Genomic DNA, 20,460 nt, shown 5'->3' on the forward strand with positions numbered 1-20,460 from the left:
GGGGCGGCTTCCGTCCCTCGGTGGCCCCGGAATGAATGCCGCGTCCATCAGGTTCTAGCCTGGTGGGCGCGGCATTTTCGCGTTCGTTGTGCGTGTATGTGAGGAACGAGGCAGCTCCATGACCGACCCGGTGACGCTGGACGGCGAGAGCCCCATTGGCGTGTTCGACGAGAAGCGCGCCGAGAACGCGATCCGCGAGCTGCTGATCGCCGTCGGCGAGGACCCCGACCGGGAGGGGCTGCGCGAGACGCCGGGCCGGGTGGCCCGTGCGTACAAGGAGATCTTCGCGGGGCTGCGCCAGGAGCCCGAGGACGTCCTGACCACCACCTTCGACCTGGGCCACGATGAGATGGTGCTGGTCAAGGACATCGAGGTGATGTCCTCCTGCGAGCACCACCTGGTGCCGTTCGTGGGCGTGGCCCATGTGGGCTATATCCCGTCCCACGAGGGCAAGATCACCGGGCTGTCCAAGCTGGCCCGGCTGGTCGATGTCTACGCCCGCCGCCCCCAGGTCCAGGAGCGGCTGACCACTCAGATCGCCGACTCCCTGATGCGGATACTGGAACCGCGCGGGGTGATCGTGGTGGTCGAGTGCGAGCACATGTGCATGACCATGCGCGGGGTGCGCAAGCCCGGCGCCAAGACCCTCACCTCGGCCGTCCGCGGCCAGCTGCGCGACCCGGCCACCCGGGCGGAGGCGATGAGCCTCATCATGGCCCGCTGAGCGGCTCTCCGGGCTCCCCGCACACCCGGCGGGCCCCTGGGTTCCGGGTGCGCCTCAGGCGCGGGCCGCCGCGCTCGGGCCGTTGCCGTTGCCGTCGTCGTCGTCCTCGGGGAGCTTGAGCACCCGCTCCAGGAAGAACGCGGCCGCCACCACCCCCGCGCCCGCCAGGACCGAGCCCCCGGCGTAGAACGCCTGATCGCGGCGGGCGGGCACATCGAGCTGCTCCATGGCCAGGAAGACGCCCACCCCGCCGTACATCCCCGCGATCAGCGCCGCCACCAGCGCGCTGGCCTGTCCGAAGACCACCGCACGGGCGGCCACCATCGGGTCCACGCCCTTGGCGTCGGGCTGCCGCTCCCGCTGGGCGCGCAGCCGGGCCCGCAGCGACAGCGCGGTGGCGGTCAGCACCACCGCGATCAGGGCCAGCACGATCGGCGCGGCCACCGGGACGCTCGGCAGCGACCCGAAGGTGTCCCACAGCCGGGCTCCCGCCCACGACACCACACCGGCCACGGCGAACAGCCCGACCAGCACCCCGATCCGAAGTTGCTTCACCGAGCGGTCGCCCCTCAATCCAGTACGTGCCAGCGTCTCCCGGAACCTATCCGGATCAACGTCTACTCGGGCAGTCGCAGTTCCAGATCGGCGCGGACCCGGACCCCTTCCTGGCCCACCGCCGCCAGCAGCCCCGCGACCGACCCGCGCCCGGGTACCTCGGCCTGGGGATCCACGTCGTTCCACGGCACCAGGACGAAGGCGCGCTCATGGGCGCGCGGATGCGGCAGGGTCAGCTGCGGGTCGTCGGAGACCACGTCCTGGTACGCCACGATGTCCACGTCGATGGTGCGCGGGCCCCAGCGCTGGTCCCGCACCCGCTCGAACGCCTCCTCGATGGCGTGGCCGCGCTCCAGCAGCGAGGACGGCGGCAGCGTCGTCTTGATCAGCACCACCGCGTTGAAGTACGTGGCCTGGGTGCCGGGCTCCACGCCCCACGGATCCGTCTCGTACACCGGCGACACGGCCTTGACCCGCAGACCCGGGGTGTCCTCCAGCGCGTCGATCGCTCCCTGGAGGGTCTCCAGGCGGTTGCCCAGGTTGCTGCCGAGCGAGATCACCGCTCGTTTGGGGTTGCTCAACGTCACATCGGCGGCGTCCACCTGCTCCACCACGGAGGCGGGAACGGGCTGCACGGTCGGGTCGCTGCTGCTCATACTCGGCTCCGGGTGATGGTGATGGTCACGTCGTCAAAGGGCACGGTGATCGGGGCCTGCGGCTTGTGCACCACGACCTCGACCTCCCGCACCACGTCGTGCTCGAGGCACCGGTCCGCGATCCGTTCGGCCAGCGTCTCGATCAGATCGACCGGCTCACCCCGTACCACGTCCACGACCTCCTCCGCCACCACGCCGTAGTGGACGGTCCTGCCGAGGTCGTCGTCGGCCGCGGCGGGCCGAGTGTCCAGGCCCAGCACGAGGTCCACGACGAACTCCTGGCCCTCCTCGCGCTCATGGGGCAGCACACCGTGGTGCCCGCGAGCCCTCAGGCCGCGCAGCGCGACACGATCCACCTGAACCACTCCTGCTGGTCGTCGGTACGCGGGTGCGTCCCAGCCGGAACGCACCACCCGTCCCCTGCCTCATGCGGGGGTACCTGCCTCGAATCTACCTGCGAGCTCCGGCGGCACTCGCCCATGGGGTGGGCGGCACTCGCTGCCGACGCTCCGCGCCACAGCCTCCTACCCCCACCTCGCGGGGCTCGAACAGGGTGGGGTTCAGCCCGGCAGCAGTCCGTCGTCGGCGGGGCCTTCGGGGCCGCCCGGCTCCTCGTCGTCACTCTCCGCGAGCACCGGCGAGCCGTGGTGCGCCCAGACCTTCCAGCCGTCCTCCGTCCGGCGGAACACGTTCGTGGCCACGACCAGCTGGCCCACCAGCGGGCCGAGCTGGCCCTCCTCCTCCGCGGGGGCGCCGCTGAGGATGTTCTCGGTGCAGGTCACCATGGCGGTGTCGGCCATCACCGACACCTCGACATCCGTCAGAAAGAACTGGATGTAGTCCGTGTTGGCCATGATCAGGGCGTATGAGCGGAGCACCTCGCCCCGGCCGCGCAGCACCGGCCAGCCCGGGTGGACACAGGACACCTCGGTGTCGGGGGAGTCCAGCCAGAGCCGCTGCAGCGTGGCGTGGTCGCCCTGCTCCATGGCGTCGTACAGCGCGGTGTTCACCAGCGCCACACGCTCGTTGTCCGTAAGGGAAGTCACAGCGCTCCCGCCGTGGTCTCGGCCGCTTCGATGGCCCGCGCCACGCGCACCGCGTCCGCGCTGGCCCGTACCTCGTGCACCCGGACGGCCCAGGCGCCCTCGCGCGCCGCGAGCGCGGAGACCGCCGCCGTGGCGGCGTCCCGCTCCCGGGCGGGCGGCGGGCTGCCCCCGTCACCGGCCAGGACCCGTCCCAGGAACCGCTTGCGGGAGGCCGCCACCAGCAGCGGCCGGCCCAGCTCCCGCAGCGCGGACAGACGGGCCACCAGCGCCAGGTCGTGGTCGGCGTCCTTGGCGAAGCCCAGGCCCGGGTCGACCACGATCCGCTCCGGGTCGACACCGCCCGCGACCGCCCGCTCCAGACCGGCCCGCAGTTCGGCGACGACCTCGCCGACCACGTCCGCGTACACCGCCCGGTTGTTCATGTCGATCGACTGGCCGCGCCAGTGCATCACCACGAACGGCACCCCCGCCGCGGCCACCATGGGCACCATCGCGGGGTCGGCGCCGCCGCCGCTGACGTCGTTGACCAGCCGGGCCCCGGCCGCGACGGCCCGCTCGGCCACCGCGGCCCGCATGGTGTCCACGCTGATCACGGCCCCGGCCGCGGCCAGCTCCCGGACCACGGGGATCACCCGGCGCAGCTCCTCGGCCTCGTCGACGCGCGCCGCGCCCGGCCGGGTCGACTCACCGCCGACGTCCACCAGGTCGGCCCCGGCGGCGACCAGATCGAGACCGTGCTTGACGGCCAGATCGGTGTCAAACCACTTCCCGCCGTCGGAGAAGGAGTCGGGTGTGACGTTCACCACGCCCATCACCGCGCACCGGTCCCACTCCGGCAGTCCGGCCACCCGTCCCCGCCCATGCAACGTGCTCATGTGCCCAGCCTAGGCGTAGGCCCTGTCCGGCGGATCTACGCGGGCCCCACGGCGTCAGCCGCTGATGTCACCGGCGCGAAGATCCACCGGACAGGGCCCGGGGGTGGGTTCTGGATCAGGCCGCCTGCTGGAGCTCCCGGCCCTCGGTCAGGTGCCGATGGGCGCAGGGCCGGCGCTCGGGGCGGCGGCCGCGGCGCAGCAGCCGGGGCAGGGCGAGCGAGACGAACCCCTCGGCCTGCATCGCGGCCAGGCCGATCCGCGGCAGGTCGCGGGTGTTGCGGAAGACCACGAAGCGCGGCTCCCAGCGCGGCTGGAACTTCGCGTTGAACTTGTACAGCGACTCGATCTGGAACCAGCGGGAGAGGAACACCAGCAGCGCCCGCCAGCCGCGCAGCACCGGGCCCGCGCCCAGCTTCTCGCCGCGCGCCAGCGCCGAGCGGAACATCGCGAAGTTCAGCGACACCCGCTCCACGCCCAGCTCGGGAGCGGCCCGCAGCGCGGCCACGATCAGCAGCTCGTTCATGCCCGGGTCGGCGCTCCGGTCGCGCCGCATCAGCTCCAGCGACATCCCGTCCCGGCCCCACGGCACAAAGTGCAGCACGGCCTTGAGATCCCCGTACGGGCCCTCCTGCGCGCCCTCGCCGGCGGCCTTGTGGGCGGTGGCGATGACCGCGTCCCCGTCCGCCTGGTCGCCGATCCGGCCCAGCGCCATCGAGAATCCGCGCTCGGTGTCGGTGCCCCGCCAGTCGGCGGCGGCGCGCCGGATGGCCTCCAGCTCCCCGGGGCTCAGCTCGGTGGCGCGCCGTACCCGGGTCTGGTAGCCGGCCCGCTCGATCCGCTTGACCATCTGGCGCACATTGCGCATGGCGCGCCCGGAGAGGGTGAAGTCCGCCACATCGACGATGGCCTCGTCGCCGAGCTCCAGCGCGTCCAGGCCGGTCTCGCGGGTCCACACCTCGCCGCCGGTCTCGCTGCACCCCATCACCGCCGGGGTCCAGGAGTGGGCCCGCGCCTCCTCCATGAAGCGGGCGATCGCGCCGGGCCACGCCTCCACGTCGCCGACCGGGTCGCCGCTGGCGAGCATCACCCCGGAGACCACGCGGTAGCAGACCGCGGCCTTGCCGGTGGGGGAGAAGACCACGGCCTTGTCGCGGCGGAGCGCGAAGTGGCCGAGCGAGTCGCGGCGCCCGTGGGCGGCGAGCAGGCCCCGCAGCCGCTCCTCGTCCTCGGCGGTGAGGCGGGCGGCGGGGTGCTCGGGGCGGAAGGCGAGATAGGCGGTGGTGGCCACGGTCAGCAGGCCCAGCGCGCCGAGGGAGTAGCCGACGGTGTAGTCCGCGCCGTGGCGGTAGTCGACCGGCCCCTCGAAGCCGAACAGGCCCCACAGGACGTGCTCCAGCTGCTCGCCGAGCGACGGACGCCCCTGAATGGCGTCCGGGTGCGAACGGACGATGAGCAGCCCCACGGTGACGCTGACCGCGCCCATCACCACGAAGTTGGCCAGCGCCATCCAGCGGCTGCGCGGGTCCGGCAGCGCCGCGAACTCGGCGCGGTAGCGGATCAGCACCCCCATCAGTACGAGGGAGAGGACCATGCCGATGACCGAGTGCCGGTAGAGCAGCTGTGCGGCGGCGCCGACCGGCAGCAGCCCCACGGCCGCGACCCAGGCCCGCCGCTTACGCCGTTTGAGGCCGTGGGCCAGCATCAGCAGCAGCAGACCGACCACGATCGAGGCGGCGGCCGCCAGGGAGCTCACGGCGCCCGGCAGCAGCTCGGCCAGCGCGTGCACCCTGCTGTGCCGCAGCCGGGGGAAGACGATGTCCATCAGCCCGATCAGCGTGCACGCGGTGCCGACGGCGGTGGGCACCGCCTCCGGCCTGGGACCGCGCGGCAGGCGCCGTATCCGGGTGGGAACCTTCCCGGATGTTTCGGCATCTTGACTCTCAGACATCTGTATTCCCGTCGCTTCGGTCAAGAGGATCTTCGGTTCTGTTGCGCGGCATCCGCACCATTTGCGCCCAGTAAGACGGCGTTTGAAGGAGTGGGGTTCACTCCCCGGCCACGGCCGGGAGGTTCCCCAGGCGGCACGGGGGGGCCGGCCGCCCGGCAGAAAGATAGTGATGGGTCTCACGAGCAACAACATCGTGATCGCGGCAGCCGTCGCGGCGTTGCTGCTGTTCGCGGCCACGATATGGCTGTGGCCCCGGCTGGCCGGGCGCGGCATGGCTCCCGTGCTCGGCCGGTTCGGCATGCTACTGGGCACGCAACTGACCGTGTTCATGGCGTTCGGACTGTTCGCCAATCAGTCCTTCGGATTCTACGGATCCTGGTCCGACCTCTTCGGTACGCAGGACGAGCCGGGTGTCGTAGTGGACCACGACACCCCGGGCACCCGGGTGCGGGTCACCGAGACCCGCCACCTGGCCATCGACGGCGGCTCCTCGCCCAGGATCGCCGGGCGCATCGAGAAGGTGAAGATCCAGGGGCCGGTCTCCGGGATCGCCAGCCCGGCGTACATCTATCTGCCGCCGGAGTACTTCCGGCCCGAGTACGCCCGGCGGACCTTTCCCGCCGCGCTGGTGCTGACCGGGTATCCGGGCACCACCGAGGCCCTCATCAATGGCCTGAAATATCCACAGCACTCGCACAAGCTGGTCAAGGCGGGGAGGATGCAGCCCCTCGTCCTGGTGATGATGCGGCCCACCGTCGCGCCGCCGCGCGACACCGAGTGCGTGGACGTGCCCGGCGGGCCGCGGGCCGAGACGTTCTTCACCAAGGACCTGCCCAAGGCGGTCGGCGACCACTACCGCGTGGGCAAACGGGCCCGCAACTGGGGTGTCATCGGAAATTCCACCGGCGGCTACTGCGCCCTGAAGATGGCGATGCGCCACCCCGACGCGTTCTCGGCGGCGGCCGGGCTCTCCCCCTCGTACAAGGCCCCGATCGACGCGACCACGGGCGATCTCTTCGGCGGCAGCGAGCGGCTGGAGCGGGAGAACGACCTGATGTGGCGGCTGGACCACAAACCGGCGCCGCCGGTGTCGCTGCTGGTGTCCAGCAGCGAGCACGGTGAGCGGAACTACAAGGACACCGTGCGCTTCGTGAACAAGGTGAAGCGGCTCAACCGGCGCGGGGAGCCGACCCGGATCTCGTCGATCATCCTCGGCACCGGCGGCCACAACTTCAACACCTGGAAGCGGGAGGTCCCCGCAGCCCTGGAGTGGCTGGGCGGCCGCCTCAGCGCTCCGCTGGAAGTGCCCTGAGCCGCCGTCGATCGTCTGCGGCGCCGTCGTGGCCGGTCGCGCCCGCGCGGCGGAGCCGCATATCGACACAGCCCCGCGCTTCTTCGGGGCGCCTCCACCGCAGCCGACTTTCCGATCTGCTCAGCCTCCGGGGCCCGGGGCGGACCTACACGTCGGCGACGGTCTGGAGCTGGACGTCGCCGCGGGCGATGCCGCCCGCGTCGGCGTCGATCGAGCGGCGCAGCGCCTCGTGGAGCCGGGCCGGGGTGAGGACGCCGAGGAAGCGGTCGTCGTCCAGCACCGCGATCCAGCCCGCGTCGTGCTGGAGCATCGTGCTGAACGCCTGCTTGAGCGGCGCCCCCACCGGCAGCCACGCCTCCATCCGGCGCGCGTGGTCCCGTACGGTGCCCCGCGCGCCGTCGGCCGCCTCCGCCGGGATCCAGCCGTGCAGCCGCTCCGCGTCGTCCAGGACGACGGCCCAGCGCGCCCCGTCCGCGGCCAGCTTGGCGGCCGCCTTCGTGAGCGGGTCGTCCAGGTGGACCACGGGCGGCTGGGTCAGGTCGCCGGGCTCGATGGGGGTGACCGACAGCCGCTTCAGCCCCCGGTCCGCGCCGACGAAGTCGGCCACATACGGGGTGGCGGGCGCGCCCAGCACCGTGGCCGGGGTGTCGAACTGCTCGATCCGCCCCGAGCCGTAGACCGCGATGCGGTCGCCGAGCCGGACCGCCTCCTCGATGTCATGGGTGACGAAGAGCACGGTCTTTCGCACCTGTGACTGAAGTCGCAGGAATTCGGTCTGGAGATGTTCGCGGACGACCGGGTCGACCGCGCCGAACGGCTCGTCCATCAGCAGCACCGGCGGATCCGCGGCCAGCGCGCGGGCCACGCCGACGCGCTGCCGCTGACCGCCGGAGAGCTGGTCGGGGTAGCGGTCGCCGTAGACGGACGGGTCGAGGCCGACCAGGTCCAGCAGCTCGGCGGCGCGCTCCCGCCCCTTCTTCCGCTGCCAGCCCAGCAGATGCGGCACGGTCGAGGTGTTCTCCAGCACGGTCTTGTGCGGGAAGAGCCCGACCTGCTGGATGACGTAGCCGATACGGCGGCGCAGGGCGACCGGATCCGCCTCGGCGATGTCCTCGCCGTCCACCAGGATCCGCCCCGACGTCGGCTCGATGAGCCGGTTGACCATCTTCATCGTCGTCGTCTTGCCGCAGCCCGAGGGGCCGACGAGGGTGACCAACTCGCCCTCCGACACCTCGAAGGAGAGGTCGTCCACGGCCGTCGTGCCATCGGCGTAGCGCTTGGTGACATGCTCGAAACGGATCATGGCTCCCCATTGTTGCCGCATTCGTGGCAGACATTGTTGCTGTTGTGTGGCGATCGGACGAGATTGTCATCTCCCGGGGTTAGGGTCACCCAGGAATTGTGATGAGCAACCGGCCCGCGACCCGACGGGGGAGGTGAGCGTATGGCCGACGGAAACTGTCTGATCAGTAACGAGTGGATATGCGGTGAGTATGTACGCACACGCGGTCAAGAGCTGACGGATGCGACGCTCGAGCACGTAGGGATCACGCTCGCCTCGGTGGCGATCGGCCTTCTGGTCGCCTTTCCGCTGGCGCTGCTGGCCCGCCGCTGGCGGCTGGTGGCGGGGCCGGTGCTGGGGCTGACCACGATCCTCTACACGGTGCCGTCGCTGGCGATGTTCTCGCTGCTGCTGCCCGTGTTCGGAGTATCGGCGGCGGTGGTGATCACCGGGCTGGTGCTCTATTCGCTCACGATCCTGGTGCGCAACATCATGGCCGGTCTCGCCTCGGTGCCCGAGGAGGCGCGGGAGGCGGCCCGGGGCATGGGGTACGGCCCGCTGCGGCTGCTCTTCGGCGTGGAGCTGCCCCTCGCGCTGCCCGCGCTGATGGCCGGGCTGCGGATCACCACCGTCTCCACGGTCTCGCTCACCACGGTGGGCGCGATCATAGGTTACGGCGGCCTCGGCAACCTCATCTACGAGGGCATGCGCAGCTTCTTCAAGGCCGAGGTGCTCACCGCCTCTGTGCTGTGCGTGGCGCTGGCGGTGGTGGCGGATCTGCTGCTGCTCGGCCTCCAGCGGCTGCTGACGCCGTGGGCACGCAAGAGTCGGAAGGGCACCACCTGATGGACGTCGTCGCCAAGGCGTGGACCTGGCTGGCCACCGGGTCGCACTGGGCGGGCCCCGACGGGGTGTGGCACCGGCTGGGCCAGCATCTGTTCCTGACCTTCGTCTGCCTGGCGATCGCCTGCGCGGTGGCGCTGCCGATCGCCGTGGCCCTCGGCCACATCGGCAAGGGCGGCGCGCTCGCGGTGAACATCTCCAACGCGGGGCGCGCCGTGCCCACCTTCGCCGTACTGGTGCTGTTGCTGCTCAGCCCGCTGGGGACGCACGGCCAGTGGCCCACGATCATCGCGCTGGTGCTGTTCGCCATCCCGCCGCTGCTCACCAACGCCTATGTCGGGGTGAGCGAGGCGGACCGGGAGGTCGTGGAGGCGGCCCGCGGCATGGGGATGACCGGCGGCCAGCTGATCCGCCGGGTCGAGCTGCCGCTGGCGTTCCCGCTCATCATGACGGGCGTACGGACGGCCGCGGTGCAGGTCGTGGCCACCGCGACGCTGGCCGCGCTGCCCGGCGGCGGCGGTCTCGGGCGGATCATCACGGCGGGCTTCCGGCTCACCGACACCCCGCAGGTGGTGGCCGGTGCGGTGCTGGTCGCGTCCCTCGCGCTGGTGGTCGAGGGCGTCTTCGTACTGCTGGGCCTGGTGCTCGACCCGATGCGGCGCAGGACGGGGCGGCGGTCGACCGCGGCCCGGCGCCCGCCCGCCGACCAGGCGCCGGCCTCACCGGCGCTCACGACGTAGAACCCGCGGGCCGAGCCCTCCCGCGACCGGGCGCGAAGGCGTGCGGACACCCAGGGCGGACAGCGCGGAGAGCGCGGATGACGCATAGATCGCGGATGACGCGGAAAGCGCGGATGACGCGGAATGCGCCGACAACGCGGCCACACAACCGCGGCCACAACAACGGATGGGGAACCATGGATAAGATCAATCGGGCGGCGGCCGCCGTGGCGGGGGTCGCGGCGCTGGCGGTCGGGCTGACCGCCTGCGGCGGGGACAGCCTGGAGAAGTCGAGCGGCGGCGACAGCTCCGGTAAACCGGGCAAGGGTTCGCTGGTGATCGGGTCCGCCTCCTTCTCCGAGTCGAAGATCCTCGCGGAGCTGTACGCGGGGGTTCTGAAGGACACCGGCTATTCCACTTCGATCAAGACGGTGGACGCCCGTGAGCTGTATGAACCGGCCCTGGAGAAGGGCCAGATGGATGTCGTGCCGGAGTACGCGGCGACGCTGGCCGAATTCCTCAACCAGAAGAAGAACGGGTCGAATGCCGCCCCGGTGGCCTCCTCGGACGTGACCAAGACGGTCGCGGCGCTGAAGAAGCTCGCCGAACCGCGCGGGCTGAAGGTGCTGGAGCCCGGCAAGGCCGTGGACCAGAACGCCTTCGCGGTCAGCGCCGACTTCGCCAGGAAACACGGTCTCAAGACGCTCTCCGACCTCGGGAAGTCCAAGCAGAAGGTCACCCTGGCGGCGGGCGACGAATGCCCCAAGCGGCCCTTCTGCCAGCCGGGTCTGGAGAAGAAGTACGGCGTCGACATCGCCGGGATCGATCCGCTGGACATCGGCAGCGTCCAGGCCAAGCAGGCCGTCAAGGACGGCAAGGACCAGATGGTCCTGACCACGACCACGGACAGCACACTGGATCAGTTCGGGCTCGTGCTGCTCCGCGACGACAAAAATCTGCAGAATGCCGACAACGTACTTCCTGTGGTGAATGCGAAGTCCGCCGGCTCACAGAAGATCGCGGACTCGCTGAACAAGCTCACCAAGGTGCTGACGACCGCCGATCTCAGGGAACTCAACAAGAAAGTTGACGCCGAGCGGCTCAAGCCGGCGGATGTCGCCGACGACTACCTGCGGGACAAGGGGCTGGTGAAGTAGGATCAAATCCCCGCTCGGGAGGGCTTGGCAAGGCTCGGCAAGGGATCTCGGCCGCGCAACCGCCGCATTTGCCAACGGATTGACAACAGATCTGGCCCGGCGGGCACCCAAGCGACCCCTTTGCACGGTAAGTTTCGGGCCATGCCACGTGGACGCCACCGCCAATCCCCACCCCTGCACAGGCTCCTCCCCTCCGCTTCGGTCGCAGTCGCGTCAATAGCCTGCGCCGCCGGTGCCTGGCTGGTCGGCGACGCGGTCGTGATCCGTGGGCTGGCCGCGACCGCGGCCGGCGCCGCGGTCGTCGGCGCCGTCCTGATGCGCCGTTGGGACCGCTCGGCCGGCCGCCGGGTCGCGGAGGCCGCGAGCGAGACCGCGCGCCAGGAGATGAAGTACGAGGAGCGGATCGCGGAGCTCGAGGCGGACGCCGAGAAGGCGAGCGAGCTCCGCGGCGCGCTCAACACCCGGCTGCGCGCCAAGCGCGCCGAACTCGCCCGGCTGCGCAACGAGCACGCGGAGCTGCTGCGCCGCTACGCCACGGCCGAGACCGAGCGGGCCAGCGCCCTGGAGGGCCGCCGTCGGCTCGCGCTGGAGGCCGCGTCCCCGGCGAAGGAGCTGGAGGCCGCCGGGTCGGCCGGGTCGGCCGGGTCCGTCGAGTCCGGCGACGAGCGGGACGAGCTCCTCACCGGGCTGCCGTCGGCCGCCGCGTACGCCAAGGCCGACGAGGCGCTGAGCCGGCTCAGGGAGAGCGCCCGACGGCAGAAGGAGCGGCGGGAGCAGGCAGCCGCCGCGGCCGCCCGGACCGAGGCTTCGGAGCGGGACCCGGAGCAGAACGCGGATCAGGACGACCGTAAGGGCCCGCGCGAGAGCCGGGGCAAGGACGGTGCCGCCACGCTGGGGAAGCCCCCGGCGGCCGGCGGGCAGGACGGCGACGGCCCGCAGGAGCCGCGCGCCCACGCCCGTACGGCCGCCTCGGCGGTGGTGCCGTATGCCGCGGCCCGCCGGGCCGCCTCCCGTTCGGAGAGCGGCTTCGACTACTTCGGCACCCAGAAGAAGCAATCGAAGAAGCAGAAGCGGGAGCCCGAACCGGCCGCCGAGGAGGATCTCGCGGATGTGATCGGCGACGAGACCCTGGCGGAGACCACGAAGGGTGCGGTGGGCGAGGTCATCGACCTGACCGAGCACGACGAGACGGAGCAGATCGACCTCGGGGAGCTGCGCAGCGCGATCTCATGAGGGATCGCCCGCGCGGCTCGCTCGCCCGCTCGTCGGCCTCGCTGAGCTACTTGTCGATGTCGCCGACGACGAAGAAGAGCGACCCCAGGATCGCCACCATGTCGGCGACGAGAGTGCCCGGCAGCAGCTCGGTGAGCGCCTGGATGTTGTTGTACGACGCCGAGCGGAGCTTCAGCCGGTACGGTGTCTTCTCGCCCTTGGAGACGAGGTAGTAGCCGTTGAGGCCGAGCGGGTTCTCGGTCCAGGCGTAGGTGTGGCCCTCGGGCGCCTTGAGCACCTTCGGCAGCCGCTGGTTGATCGGCCCCGGCGGAAGCTCGTCCAGCCGGTCCAGGCAGGCGTCGGCCAGCGCCAGTGAGGCGTGCGTCTGCTCCAGCAGGCATTCGAACCGGGCGAGGCAGTCGCCCTCCTCGCGGATGGCGACCTCGAGGACGTCCCTCAGCTCGGCGTAGGCCAGATACGGCTCGTCGCGCCGCAGATCGAAGTCGACGCCCGAGGCCCGGGCGATGGGGCCGCTGACCCCGTACGCGTGCACCGTCTCGCGGGCCAGGACGCCGACGCCGCGGGTGCGGCCCCGGAAGATCTCGTTGCCGAGCACCAGATCGTCGTACACGCCCATCCGCGAGCGCACCTCGGCCACGGCCTGCCGGGCCCGGCCAAGCCAGCCCGCCGGGAGGTCGTCCTTGAGGCCGCCGACCCGGTTGAACATGTAGTGCATCCGGCCGCCGGAGATCTCCTCCATGACGTGCTGGAGATCCTCGCGCTCCCGGAACGCGTAGAAGATCGGCGTGATGCCGCCCAGTTCCAGGGGGTAGGAGCCGAGGAACATCAGATGGTTCAGAACCCGATTGAGCTCGGCGAGGAGCGTACGGGTCCACACCGCGCGCTCGGGGACCTCCATGCCCAGCATCCGCTCTACGGCGAGCACGACGCCGAGTTCGTTGGAGAAGGCGGAGAGCCAGTCGTGACGGTTGGCGAGCATGATGATCTGGCGGTAGTCACGCGCCTCGAAGAGCTTCTCCGCGCCCCGGTGCATATAGCCGATCACCGGCTCGGCGCTCTGGATCCGCTCCCCGTCGAGGACCAGCCGCAGCCGTAGCACTCCGTGGGTGGAGGGGTGCTGTGGGCCGATGTTGAGCACCATGTCCGTGCTCTCGGCGGCGCCGCCGATGCCGACTGTCGTCTCCGTCATGCGTACCAGTCTCTCAGCTGCCCGGCGGGCCTTTCCCCTCCCCGCACCCTTCTATATGCGGCTCCGCCGCGTGGCAGGGGCTGCGCCCCTGGACCCCGGGGTCTGGGCGCAGCCTGCCCCCATGCGGCGGTGTCGCACATCGGTGTTTCCCCTCCCCGCCCCTTCCCGTTACCAGGGGCTTCGCCCCTGGACCCCGGGGTCTGGGCGCAGCCCCCATGCGGCTGAGCGGCACATTGCTGCCGCCTTCGCCCCTGGACCCCGGGGTCTGGGCGTAGCGCCCATGGGGCGGTGCCGCATGCCGATGCTTTCCTCTGCCCGCCCTTTTCCGGGCGGCCTCGATGTGCGGCTTCGCCGGGTGGCAGTGGGCCCCGGGGTCTGGGGCGGAGCCCCAGTTTCGGGAAGGGGCGGGGAGGGGAACGGCCCGCCGCAGGCGCCAAGCTCCGCCGGACACCGCCTACGGCCGGAGCACGTCGTGGGGCAGGTTCACCGGGTGGCGGAGCCAGGTGAAGGCGCCCAACCCCGCGGGGTCGGTCAGCTCCGCGGCCTCGCCCGCCGCGCTGAGGGCCCGGACGTAGGCGGTGGGGTCGGTGGAGGCCAGGGCGAGCGGGGGCCGGCGGGCGTCGAGACCCAGGGCGCGCAGCGCCTCGCGCTGGGTCATCAGCCCGGCGCCGGGCCCGGCCGCGGCGGCGGACGCGTCCATCGCGGTGCCGGACGCGTCCATCGCGGTGCCGGAAACGTCCATCGCCGCGGCGCACGCGTCCATCGCGACATGCGCCGTCAGATCGCAGGACCCGTCGGGGACGGGCCGGACCTCGCGCCCCTCGCGGAAGCCGGTGAGCGTGCCGAAGGGGGGCCGGGTGGCGCGTTCATGGGCGTAGTCGACGGCGACCGCGAGGCCCGCCCGCAGGGAGCCGACGGCCCGCGCCCAGGCCGCCTCGCGCGGATGGCCGATCTCGGCGCGCAGCCCCGGTTCGGCGCCCGCCAGGGGCCACCAGCGGGCCAGCCACGCCGCGTCCTCGCCGTCCACCGGGTCGCCCAGCCGCTCGGTGCCGTCCAGGGACACGAGATCCACCTCGACCCGGCGGGGCACGCCGTCCGCGTCGGTCTCGGCCACGTCCACGGGCACGTTGTCGAGCCACTCATTGGCGAACAGCAGCCCCGTGCACCCCTCCGGCGGGGCGTCGCGCCAGGCGATCCGCCCGTCCAGGCCCGTCGGCCGCTCCGCCCGCTCCACCGCGTAGGGACGCAGCCGCCGGCCCAGCCCGTGCGGTAGGCCGGGGGCCAGGGCGAGCACCCGTGTGAGCAGTTCGCCGCGGCCGGCGCCCAGGTCCACCAGCGCCACCTCGGCGGGGTGCCCCAGCGCCTCGTCCACCCGGCACAGCAGCTCCGCGACCGCCCGCGCGAAAAGCGGTGAGGCATGCACCGACGTGCGGAAATGCCCTGCCGGGCCCTCCGGGCGGCGGAAGAAGCCGCCCGCTCCGTACAGCGCGCGTTCGGCCGCCGTACGCCATCCGCTCCACTCATGCTTCTCACTCGCCACACCGCCACGCTATGCGGAGTGGTCTCCACCTTGGGGAGTAGGGCCAGGGGTTTCGGATCGCCCCTCGGGCTGACCCGGGAGGGGTCCGGCGATGCCTACGCTGGGTGACGTGCAGCGCCTCTACGAATTTCTCCGCAGGCATCCGACAGGGGTGGACACCTTCTGGGCCGTCCTCCTTGTCGCTTCCGGGTTCCTGTGGCTCGTGGAGGCGTCGGTGGGCCGCGGCTCCCGCCTCGCGGGCGTGCCGATCGTGCTGGCGCTGGGGGCGACGATCGCGCTGCGCCGCCGCGCCCCCGAGAAGATGCTGATGCTGGCCATCCTGTGCGGTCTCGTGCAGATGGCCACGAACGTCCGGCCCAATGTGGCCGACTTCGCCATGCTCGTGATCGTCTACACGGTGGCGGTCGCCTCCTCGCGCCCGGCCTCCCGCTTCGCGCTGGGCGTGGCGATCAGCGCGGCCCCCCTCGCCACCCTCCGCTGGCCGCACTCCCAGCAGGGCTGGTGGGAGGACGTGGTCTCGGCGGTCTTCGTCTCCATCCCCTTCGTGCTGGCCTGGGTGCTCGGCGACTCGATCCGCACCCGCCGCGCCTACTACGCGCAGCTCGAGGAGCGGGCCGCCCGGCTGGAGAAGGAGCGCGAGGCGCAGTCGAAGGTCGCGGTGGCCGCCGAGCGCGCCCGGATCGCGCGGGAGCTGCACGACGTCGTGGCGCACAACGTGTCGGTGATGGTGGTGCAGGCGGACGGCGCCGCGTACGTCCTGGACTCCTCGCCCGAACAGACCCGGCAGGCGCTGGAGACGATCTCCGGCACCGGCCGCCAGGCGCTCGCCGAGATGCGGCGGCTGCTGGGCGTGCTGCGCACCGGGGAGCCGGGCGAGGAGAACGACTACGTACCGCAGCCGGATGTCGAGCAGATCGACGAGCTCGTGGAGCAGGTGCGGGGCGCCGGGCTCCCGGTGGACTTCAAGGTCGTGGGCAGCCCGCGCCAGCTCCCCAGCGGGGTCGAGCTGACCGCGTACCGCATCGTGCAGGAGGCGCTCACCAACACCCGTAAGCACGGCGGCCCGGACGTGGGCGCGAGTGTCCGCCTCACCTACTTCGACGACGGGCTCGGCCTGCTGGTCGAGGACGACGGGCGGGGCGCGCAGCGCGAGATGTACGAGGACGGCGGCGCCGACGGCAGCGGCCATGGTCTGATCGGGATGCGGGAGCGCGTCGGCATGGTGGGCGGCACGCTCGACGCGGGCCCGCGACCGGGCGGCGGCTTCCGGATCAGCGCGCTGCTGCCGCTGAAGCCGGTTCGTTGAGCCATCTGATACGTGCTGTAGGCCGGCTGTCAGGCCAGAGGGAAGGGACTGTCCGGGATGTCGATCCGCGTCATGCTCGTCGATGACCAAGTGCTGCTGCGCACCGGCTTCCGGATGGTGCTCGCGGCCCAGCCCGATATGGAGGTCGTCGCCGAGGCGGGCGACGGGGTGGAGGCGCTCCAGGTGCTGCGCTCCACGGAGGTGGACGTCGTCCTCATGGACGTCCGGATGCCCAAGCTGGACGGGGTGGAGGCGACCCGGCGGATATGTGAGCGGGACGGGGCGCCGAAGGTCATCATCCTGACCACGTTCGACCTGGACGAGTACGCCTTCTCCGCGCTCAAGGCCGGGGCGGGCGGCTTCATGCTCAAGGACGTGCCGCCGGGCGAGCTGCTCGCGGCGATCCGCGCGGTGCACAGTGGCGACGCGGTGGTCGCGCCCAGTACGACGCGCCGGCTGCTGGACCGGTTCGCGCCGATGCTGCCGGGCAGCGGGGCCGGTGGGGGCCGGGCCCGTCCGGAGCTGGACCGGCTCACCGACCGGGAACGCGAGGTGGTGCTGCTGGTCGCGCAGGGGCTGTCGAACGGCGAGATCGCGGCGCGGCTGGTGCTGTCCGAGGCGACCGTGAAGACCCATGTCGGCCGCGTCCTCACCAAGTTGGAGCTGCGGGACCGGGTGCAGGTGGTGGTGATGGCCTACGAGACCGGACTGGTCCGCGCCGGGGGGCCGACCGGACCGGCCCACTGAGGCGGCGTCCTTACGGCTGAGGCGCGTCCTTACGGTTGCGATTGCCTCCTTACGGTTGAAGCGGCGTCCTTACGATCGGCACGGCCGTCTTACGGCTGAAGCCGTCGCCTTGCCGTTCGCGCGGCCGTCCTACCGTGCGTCCTCGCCGTTCTGCGGGCGCTCGCGGAGCACCAGGTCGAGCAGTCCGGGGAAGCGCTGGTCGAACTCGGGGCGGCGCAACCGGTTGACGCGCTTGGGGCCCAGGTCGCGCTGCTCGATCAGACCGGCCGCGCGCAGCACCGAGAAGTGGTGGCTGAGGGCCGCCTTGCCCACAGGGACGTCGAAGGTGCCGCAGGTGTGCTCCCAGTCGGCCGCCCTGGCGAGTTCGCGGACCAACTGGAGCCGTACGGGGTCGGCGAGCGCCGCGAGCGCGGCCCGCACGGGGACGTCGTCGGGGTGGGTGTGGTGCGGCGCGGACCGGTGGCTTCGGTTGCTCATCGCCGCTCCTACGCCGCTCGCCGTTCCGACCGCGTTCACTGTGCGGTGAACATTTTAGGCGCGGCCGGCGCCCTACCGCAGAACGCTCTCCAGGAAGTCGCTGCCCAGCCTGGCCACCGACGGCAGATCGAGCTGGTGCAGCACATAGCGGCCGCGGCGGCGGGTGGTGAGCAGACCGGCCTTCTTCAGCACGGCGATATGGCGCGAGACCTCCGGGGGCGTGATGCCGTACGACTCGGAGAGCTCACCGGTGGTGTGCGGGCCGCGGGCCAGGGTGCGGCACAGCCGCATCCGCATCGGGTGGGCCAGGGCCTCGAGGCGGCGCTGGACGAGCTCCAGGGCGGCGGGCGGGGGCAGCTCGGGGGTGCCGACCGGGTACTGGATCACCGGGCGCCAGCCGGGGGCGTGCAGGATGACGAGATGCGGCCAGCCGAAGGCGGTCGGGATGAAGGTGACGCCGTCGCCGTACGCCGTCGTACGGCCGCCCGCCAGCTTGTCGGCCAGGATGCTCTCCCCGTCCTCCGACAGCGACAGCGCGGCGGATGCCGACGCCAGCGCCTCCGCGAGCCCCTTGCGCTGTAGCAGCTCGGCCTTGTGGCGGGCGTCGGCGGCCAGCTGGATCCGCGTCCGCCGCCAGGTGTCGGCGAAGAACGCCTGGTCGCAGTCCTCCAGCAGCCGCCGCAACCAGACCCGCAGCCCGTCCGGGTCCTCCAGCATGCGGTCGGTGAAGTCGGCCTGCCGCGGTCCCCGGGCGGCGGCCATTTCGCGGACCCGGGCCCGTTCGCCCGCGTCGACCAGCGGCGAGGGGGTGTGCCGGGCGTACGAGGGGGAGCAGGCGATCTCGAAGGCGGCCGCCACGAACGTCTCGTCGTCGATCCGGTCCAGCGCGTCCAGCTCCTCGGCGAGCGTCGCCCCGGGGACGGCCGGGAGCAGCAGGTCGGAGCGGGCGGTGCGCCACAGGAAGTCCGCCTCGCAGAGCCGGTCCGCGAGGTCCGGCTTGAGCGCCGAGGCGGTGGCGGTGGCCCAGCCGTGCAGCCCGGGGTGGTGGCCGGGCTCGGACAGCACATGGAGCGCGGCGCCCAGCTCGGCGAGCGGGGACGGGCTGAAGACGATGCGCTCGGGCGGCAGCCCGGCGATGTCGATGACATTGGCCATGGACCCATGGTGCGGGAGCCCGGCCGCGGCGCCGCCCTCGTTTGACGCCCATCGTCAAACGGCGTGACCGGCGCCCGGGTACGGGCGGACCGTCGAGTCATGTCCCTCACCGTGAGTTACGTACTCGACCTGTACCGGGCCGCCCAGCGCGGCGAGCCCGCCCCGCCGGCACCGGGCCCGCACGACTGGCGCACCCTCCGGGAGCTGCGGGAGTACCGCGACTTCCGGGCCGTGACGGCCGGGCGCCCGGCCCGCCGCCGCGGCCGCCATGGCCGCCTTACGGACGCCCTGCGCTCCGTAAGGGCGGTCGGGGAGGTGTTCGCGCGGCGCCGGTCAGCCGTCCCCGTCCGGGAACTCCCGGCCCTCCATGAGCTCCCGGACCCGGGCGAGGAAGGCGTCGGCCGCGGCCGTGACGTCGTCGGCCGTCCAGTCGAGTGCGGATGAGGCGACCGTCAGCTCCGTCATGGCCAGGCCGGGCGGCCCCGGTTCCCGCCAGCGACGGAACAGCACCGTCCGGGTCTCCTCCGCCAGCCGCACCCCCGCCTCGTCCAGCACCGCCGCCGGATACGGCAGCCACACCTGGAACTGGTGGGTGTGCGGCACCTCCGGGTGCACCCGGGACCAGCCCACCCCCGCGGCCGTGAACGCCGTCCGCAGCGCCTCGGCCACGACCCGCGCGTGCGCCACGTACGACGGCAGCCTCGGCAGCTCGCGGTCCAGGCCGTCCAGCGCGGCCAGCGCCACCGGCCACTGCTGGAAGAGCTGGCCGCCGTACCGGTGGCGCCACGCCCTGGCCTCGGTCACCAGGGTCTCGGGCCCGGCCAGCGCCGCTCCCGAGAGGCCGCCGAGCGACTTGTAGAAGGACACATAGACGGAGTCCGCCAGGGCGGCGATCTCCGGCAGCTCCCGGCCGAAGTGCGCCGTGCACTCCCACAGCCGCGCCCCGTCGAAGTGCACCACCGCGTCCCGCTCCCGGGCCGCCTCCACGGCCGCGACCAGCTCGTCCCACTCGGGCAGTACGAATCCGGCATCGCGCAGCGGGAGTTCGAGGGCCAGGGTGCCGAACGGCTCGTCCAGGCCCTGGATCTCCTCGGCCGTCGGCGGCCGCGGCTCGCTCGTCGGACGCACCGCGCGCAGCCCGCTCACCGTCAGATACGCGTCCCGCTCGTGCATGTCCAGATGGGCCAGCGGATGCAGCGCCACCACCGGACTGCCGGTGCGCCCCGCCCAGCAGCGCAGCGCGACCTGCTGCGCCATGGTGCCGGTGGGGAAGAACGCCGCGGCCTCCATGCCGAGCAGCTCGGCGACCCGCCGCTCGAGCTCCTCGACGATGCCGTCGCCGTAGATGTCCACCCAGCCGTCCCCGTCGTACGACGCGGTGTCGGCCGTAAGGCCGGTCGTGAGGGCGGCCAGCCGTTCGGCGATCCGTACCTCGGCGGGCCCGCGCGCGAGCGTCCGCTCGGCGCCGTGCCAGGCCGCGAGGCGGCGCGTCCGAGCGGACCGCTCCGTCCCGCCGCCCGGGTCGTCCATCTCGTCTGCCTCGTCCGTCCCGTCCGTCATGGGCTGATCATGTCGCACGCCTGTCCATCGGACCACAGAGTTGTCCACAGGCCCGGGCGGGCGGCCAAACCCCCCGGAAACACTCGCGTAGCATGGCGGGGAATCGTCCGGTACCCCTGAGGACTGGAACGGAAGG

At 72.2% G+C, this 20,460-nt stretch carries 21 protein-coding genes; 9 read left to right on the forward strand and 12 right to left on the reverse strand.

All coding sequences use genetic code 11. The features are described 5' to 3' along the window. Nucleotides 1-118 precede the first annotated feature (118 nt). Nucleotides 119-724: a GTP cyclohydrolase I FolE gene (gene folE / locus ACMTAK_RS27935; RefSeq protein ID WP_138915003.1), complete on the forward strand. Its 606-nt coding sequence runs from the start codon at nucleotides 119-121 to the stop codon at nucleotides 722-724. Between the two features lie 54 nt (nucleotides 725-778). Here folE and ACMTAK_RS27940 read toward each other — a convergent pair whose 3' ends face one another. The 6 genes from ACMTAK_RS27940 to ACMTAK_RS27965 all read right to left on the reverse strand — a co-directional run bounded on the left by ACMTAK_RS27940 (nucleotide 779) and on the right by ACMTAK_RS27965 (nucleotide 5,804). Continuing rightward, nucleotides 779-1,279 (reverse strand): DUF3180 domain-containing protein, encoded by a 501-nt coding sequence (locus ACMTAK_RS27940; protein ID WP_413808730.1) that lies wholly within the window; start codon nucleotides 1,277-1,279, stop codon nucleotides 779-781. A 62-nt stretch (nucleotides 1,280-1,341) separates the two neighbouring features. After that, nucleotides 1,342-1,935, reverse strand: coding sequence for a 2-amino-4-hydroxy-6-hydroxymethyldihydropteridine diphosphokinase (folK, locus tag ACMTAK_RS27945; RefSeq protein ID WP_413808731.1), 594 nt, complete (start codon nucleotides 1,933-1,935; stop codon nucleotides 1,342-1,344). After that, entirely contained in the window at nucleotides 1,932-2,291 is a 360-nt protein-coding gene (folB, locus tag ACMTAK_RS27950) for a dihydroneopterin aldolase (protein ID WP_413808732.1), read from the reverse strand. The genes folK and folB overlap by 4 nt, the downstream gene beginning before the upstream one ends. A 204-nt stretch (nucleotides 2,292-2,495) precedes the next feature. Next, nucleotides 2,496-2,981 carry a nuclear transport factor 2 family protein gene (locus ACMTAK_RS27955; protein WP_037964699.1) on the reverse strand — a complete coding sequence of 162 codons (486 nt, stop codon included), beginning with the start codon at nucleotides 2,979-2,981 and terminating at the stop codon, nucleotides 2,496-2,498. Then, a complete protein-coding gene (gene folP, locus ACMTAK_RS27960; RefSeq protein WP_063790945.1) occupies nucleotides 2,978-3,856 on the reverse strand; it encodes a dihydropteroate synthase in 879 nt (292 codons plus the stop codon). Before folP ends, ACMTAK_RS27955 begins: the two co-directional genes overlap by 4 nt. A gap of 115 nt (nucleotides 3,857-3,971) precedes the next feature. Next, complete coding sequence (locus tag ACMTAK_RS27965) at nucleotides 3,972-5,804, reverse strand: phosphatidylglycerol lysyltransferase domain-containing protein (RefSeq protein WP_413808733.1); 1,833 nt, start codon at nucleotides 5,802-5,804, stop codon at nucleotides 3,972-3,974. 169 nt (nucleotides 5,805-5,973) lie between these two features. On the opposite strand from ACMTAK_RS27965, the gene ACMTAK_RS27970 reads away from it, so the two are divergent. Beyond that, a complete protein-coding gene (locus ACMTAK_RS27970) occupies nucleotides 5,974-7,116 on the forward strand; it encodes an alpha/beta hydrolase (protein ID WP_413808734.1) in 1,143 nt (380 codons plus the stop codon). 145 nt (nucleotides 7,117-7,261) lie between these two features. On the opposite strand, the gene ACMTAK_RS27975 is transcribed toward ACMTAK_RS27970, so the two are convergent. Further along, nucleotides 7,262-8,419 carry a betaine/proline/choline family ABC transporter ATP-binding protein gene (locus ACMTAK_RS27975; RefSeq protein ID WP_413808735.1) on the reverse strand — a complete coding sequence of 386 codons (1,158 nt, stop codon included), beginning with the start codon at nucleotides 8,417-8,419 and terminating at the stop codon, nucleotides 7,262-7,264. Between the two features lie 141 nt (nucleotides 8,420-8,560). Between ACMTAK_RS27975 and ACMTAK_RS27980 the strand changes: the two genes are divergently transcribed. From ACMTAK_RS27980 to ACMTAK_RS27995, 4 genes are all read left to right on the forward strand, one after another. Further along, nucleotides 8,561-9,244, forward strand: a complete 684-nt coding sequence (locus ACMTAK_RS27980; RefSeq protein WP_413808736.1) for an ABC transporter permease — start codon at nucleotides 8,561-8,563, stop codon at nucleotides 9,242-9,244. Further along, nucleotides 9,244-9,981: an ABC transporter permease gene (locus tag ACMTAK_RS27985; protein ID WP_413813008.1), complete on the forward strand. Its 738-nt coding sequence runs from the start codon at nucleotides 9,244-9,246 to the stop codon at nucleotides 9,979-9,981. The genes ACMTAK_RS27980 and ACMTAK_RS27985 overlap by 1 nt, the downstream gene beginning before the upstream one ends. Before the next feature lie 176 nt (nucleotides 9,982-10,157). Next, nucleotides 10,158-11,117 carry an ABC transporter substrate-binding protein gene (locus tag ACMTAK_RS27990; protein WP_413808737.1) on the forward strand — a complete coding sequence of 320 codons (960 nt, stop codon included), beginning with the start codon at nucleotides 10,158-10,160 and terminating at the stop codon, nucleotides 11,115-11,117. Nucleotides 11,118-11,258: 141 nt separating this feature from the next. Continuing rightward, nucleotides 11,259-12,350: a hypothetical protein gene (locus ACMTAK_RS27995; RefSeq protein ID WP_413808738.1), complete on the forward strand. Its 1,092-nt coding sequence runs from the start codon at nucleotides 11,259-11,261 to the stop codon at nucleotides 12,348-12,350. Between the two features lie 46 nt (nucleotides 12,351-12,396). On the opposite strand, the gene ACMTAK_RS28000 is transcribed toward ACMTAK_RS27995, so the two are convergent. Together ACMTAK_RS28000 and ACMTAK_RS28005 are read right to left on the reverse strand one after the other, a co-directional pair. Continuing rightward, nucleotides 12,397-13,539, reverse strand: a complete 1,143-nt coding sequence (locus ACMTAK_RS28000; RefSeq protein WP_413800026.1) for an NADH-quinone oxidoreductase subunit D — start codon at nucleotides 13,537-13,539, stop codon at nucleotides 12,397-12,399. Nucleotides 13,540-13,993: 454 nt separating this feature from the next. Then, nucleotides 13,994-15,079 (reverse strand): SAM-dependent methyltransferase, encoded by a 1,086-nt coding sequence (locus ACMTAK_RS28005; RefSeq protein WP_413808739.1) that lies wholly within the window; start codon nucleotides 15,077-15,079, stop codon nucleotides 13,994-13,996. A gap of 109 nt (nucleotides 15,080-15,188) precedes the next feature. On the opposite strand from ACMTAK_RS28005, the gene ACMTAK_RS28010 reads away from it, so the two are divergent. Both ACMTAK_RS28010 and ACMTAK_RS28015 read left to right on the forward strand, forming a co-directional pair. Beyond that, complete coding sequence (locus ACMTAK_RS28010; protein ID WP_413813009.1) at nucleotides 15,189-16,385, forward strand: sensor histidine kinase; 1,197 nt, start codon at nucleotides 15,189-15,191, stop codon at nucleotides 16,383-16,385. A 57-nt stretch (nucleotides 16,386-16,442) separates the two neighbouring features. Beyond that, nucleotides 16,443-17,132, forward strand: a complete 690-nt coding sequence (locus ACMTAK_RS28015) for a response regulator transcription factor (RefSeq protein ID WP_413808740.1) — start codon at nucleotides 16,443-16,445, stop codon at nucleotides 17,130-17,132. Nucleotides 17,133-17,261: 129 nt separating this feature from the next. Here ACMTAK_RS28015 and ACMTAK_RS28020 read toward each other — a convergent pair whose 3' ends face one another. Together ACMTAK_RS28020 and ACMTAK_RS28025 are read right to left on the reverse strand one after the other, a co-directional pair. After that, a complete protein-coding gene (locus tag ACMTAK_RS28020; RefSeq protein WP_413808741.1) occupies nucleotides 17,262-17,609 on the reverse strand; it encodes an ArsR/SmtB family transcription factor in 348 nt (115 codons plus the stop codon). Nucleotides 17,610-17,681: 72 nt separating this feature from the next. Beyond that, nucleotides 17,682-18,764: a DUF5937 family protein gene (locus tag ACMTAK_RS28025; protein WP_413808742.1), complete on the reverse strand. Its 1,083-nt coding sequence runs from the start codon at nucleotides 18,762-18,764 to the stop codon at nucleotides 17,682-17,684. Between the two features lie 99 nt (nucleotides 18,765-18,863). Here ACMTAK_RS28025 and ACMTAK_RS28030 point away from each other — a divergent pair, with 99 nt between their 5' ends. Next, nucleotides 18,864-19,208: a hypothetical protein gene (locus ACMTAK_RS28030; protein WP_413808743.1), complete on the forward strand. Its 345-nt coding sequence runs from the start codon at nucleotides 18,864-18,866 to the stop codon at nucleotides 19,206-19,208. Here the strand turns inward: ACMTAK_RS28030 and ACMTAK_RS28035 are convergent. Beyond that, nucleotides 19,098-20,324, reverse strand: coding sequence for a threonine aldolase family protein (locus tag ACMTAK_RS28035; RefSeq protein ID WP_413808744.1), 1,227 nt, complete (start codon nucleotides 20,322-20,324; stop codon nucleotides 19,098-19,100). The genes ACMTAK_RS28030 and ACMTAK_RS28035 overlap by 111 nt on opposite strands. Nucleotides 20,325-20,460 lie beyond the last annotated feature (136 nt).

It is taken from the genome of Streptomyces lacaronensis (genome assembly GCF_047337785.1).
In the GTDB taxonomy this organism is placed as follows: domain Bacteria; phylum Actinomycetota; class Actinomycetes; order Streptomycetales; family Streptomycetaceae; genus Streptomyces; species Streptomyces lycopersici.

Coding starts and splice junctions, on each gene's coding strand:
- ACMTAK_RS27975 (WP_413808735.1), bottom strand. CDS start 8,419: ATGATCCGTTTCGAGCATGTCACCAAGCGCTACGCCGATGGCACGACG.
- ACMTAK_RS27970 (WP_413808734.1), top strand. CDS start 5,974: ATGGGTCTCACGAGCAACAACATCGTGATCGCGGCAGCCGTCGCGGCG.
- ACMTAK_RS27990 (WP_413808737.1), top strand. CDS start 10,158: ATGGATAAGATCAATCGGGCGGCGGCCGCCGTGGCGGGGGTCGCGGCG.
- ACMTAK_RS27985 (WP_413813008.1), top strand. CDS start 9,244: ATGGACGTCGTCGCCAAGGCGTGGACCTGGCTGGCCACCGGGTCGCAC.
- folK (WP_413808731.1), bottom strand. CDS start 1,935: ATGAGCAGCAGCGACCCGACCGTGCAGCCCGTTCCCGCCTCCGTGGTG.
- ACMTAK_RS28025 (WP_413808742.1), bottom strand. CDS start 18,764: ATGGCCAATGTCATCGACATCGCCGGGCTGCCGCCCGAGCGCATCGTC.
- ACMTAK_RS28000 (WP_413800026.1), bottom strand. CDS start 13,539: ATGACGGAGACGACAGTCGGCATCGGCGGCGCCGCCGAGAGCACGGAC.
- folE (WP_138915003.1), top strand. CDS start 119: ATGACCGACCCGGTGACGCTGGACGGCGAGAGCCCCATTGGCGTGTTC.
- ACMTAK_RS28035 (WP_413808744.1), bottom strand. CDS start 20,324: ATGACGGACGGGACGGACGAGGCAGACGAGATGGACGACCCGGGCGGC.
- ACMTAK_RS27980 (WP_413808736.1), top strand. CDS start 8,561: ATGGCCGACGGAAACTGTCTGATCAGTAACGAGTGGATATGCGGTGAG.
- ACMTAK_RS28030 (WP_413808743.1), top strand. CDS start 18,864: ATGTCCCTCACCGTGAGTTACGTACTCGACCTGTACCGGGCCGCCCAG.
- ACMTAK_RS27965 (WP_413808733.1), bottom strand. CDS start 5,804: ATGTCTGAGAGTCAAGATGCCGAAACATCCGGGAAGGTTCCCACCCGG.
- ACMTAK_RS28020 (WP_413808741.1), bottom strand. CDS start 17,609: ATGAGCAACCGAAGCCACCGGTCCGCGCCGCACCACACCCACCCCGAC.
- ACMTAK_RS27995 (WP_413808738.1), top strand. CDS start 11,259: ATGCCACGTGGACGCCACCGCCAATCCCCACCCCTGCACAGGCTCCTC.
- ACMTAK_RS28015 (WP_413808740.1), top strand. CDS start 16,443: ATGTCGATCCGCGTCATGCTCGTCGATGACCAAGTGCTGCTGCGCACC.
- folP (WP_063790945.1), bottom strand. CDS start 3,856: ATGAGCACGTTGCATGGGCGGGGACGGGTGGCCGGACTGCCGGAGTGG.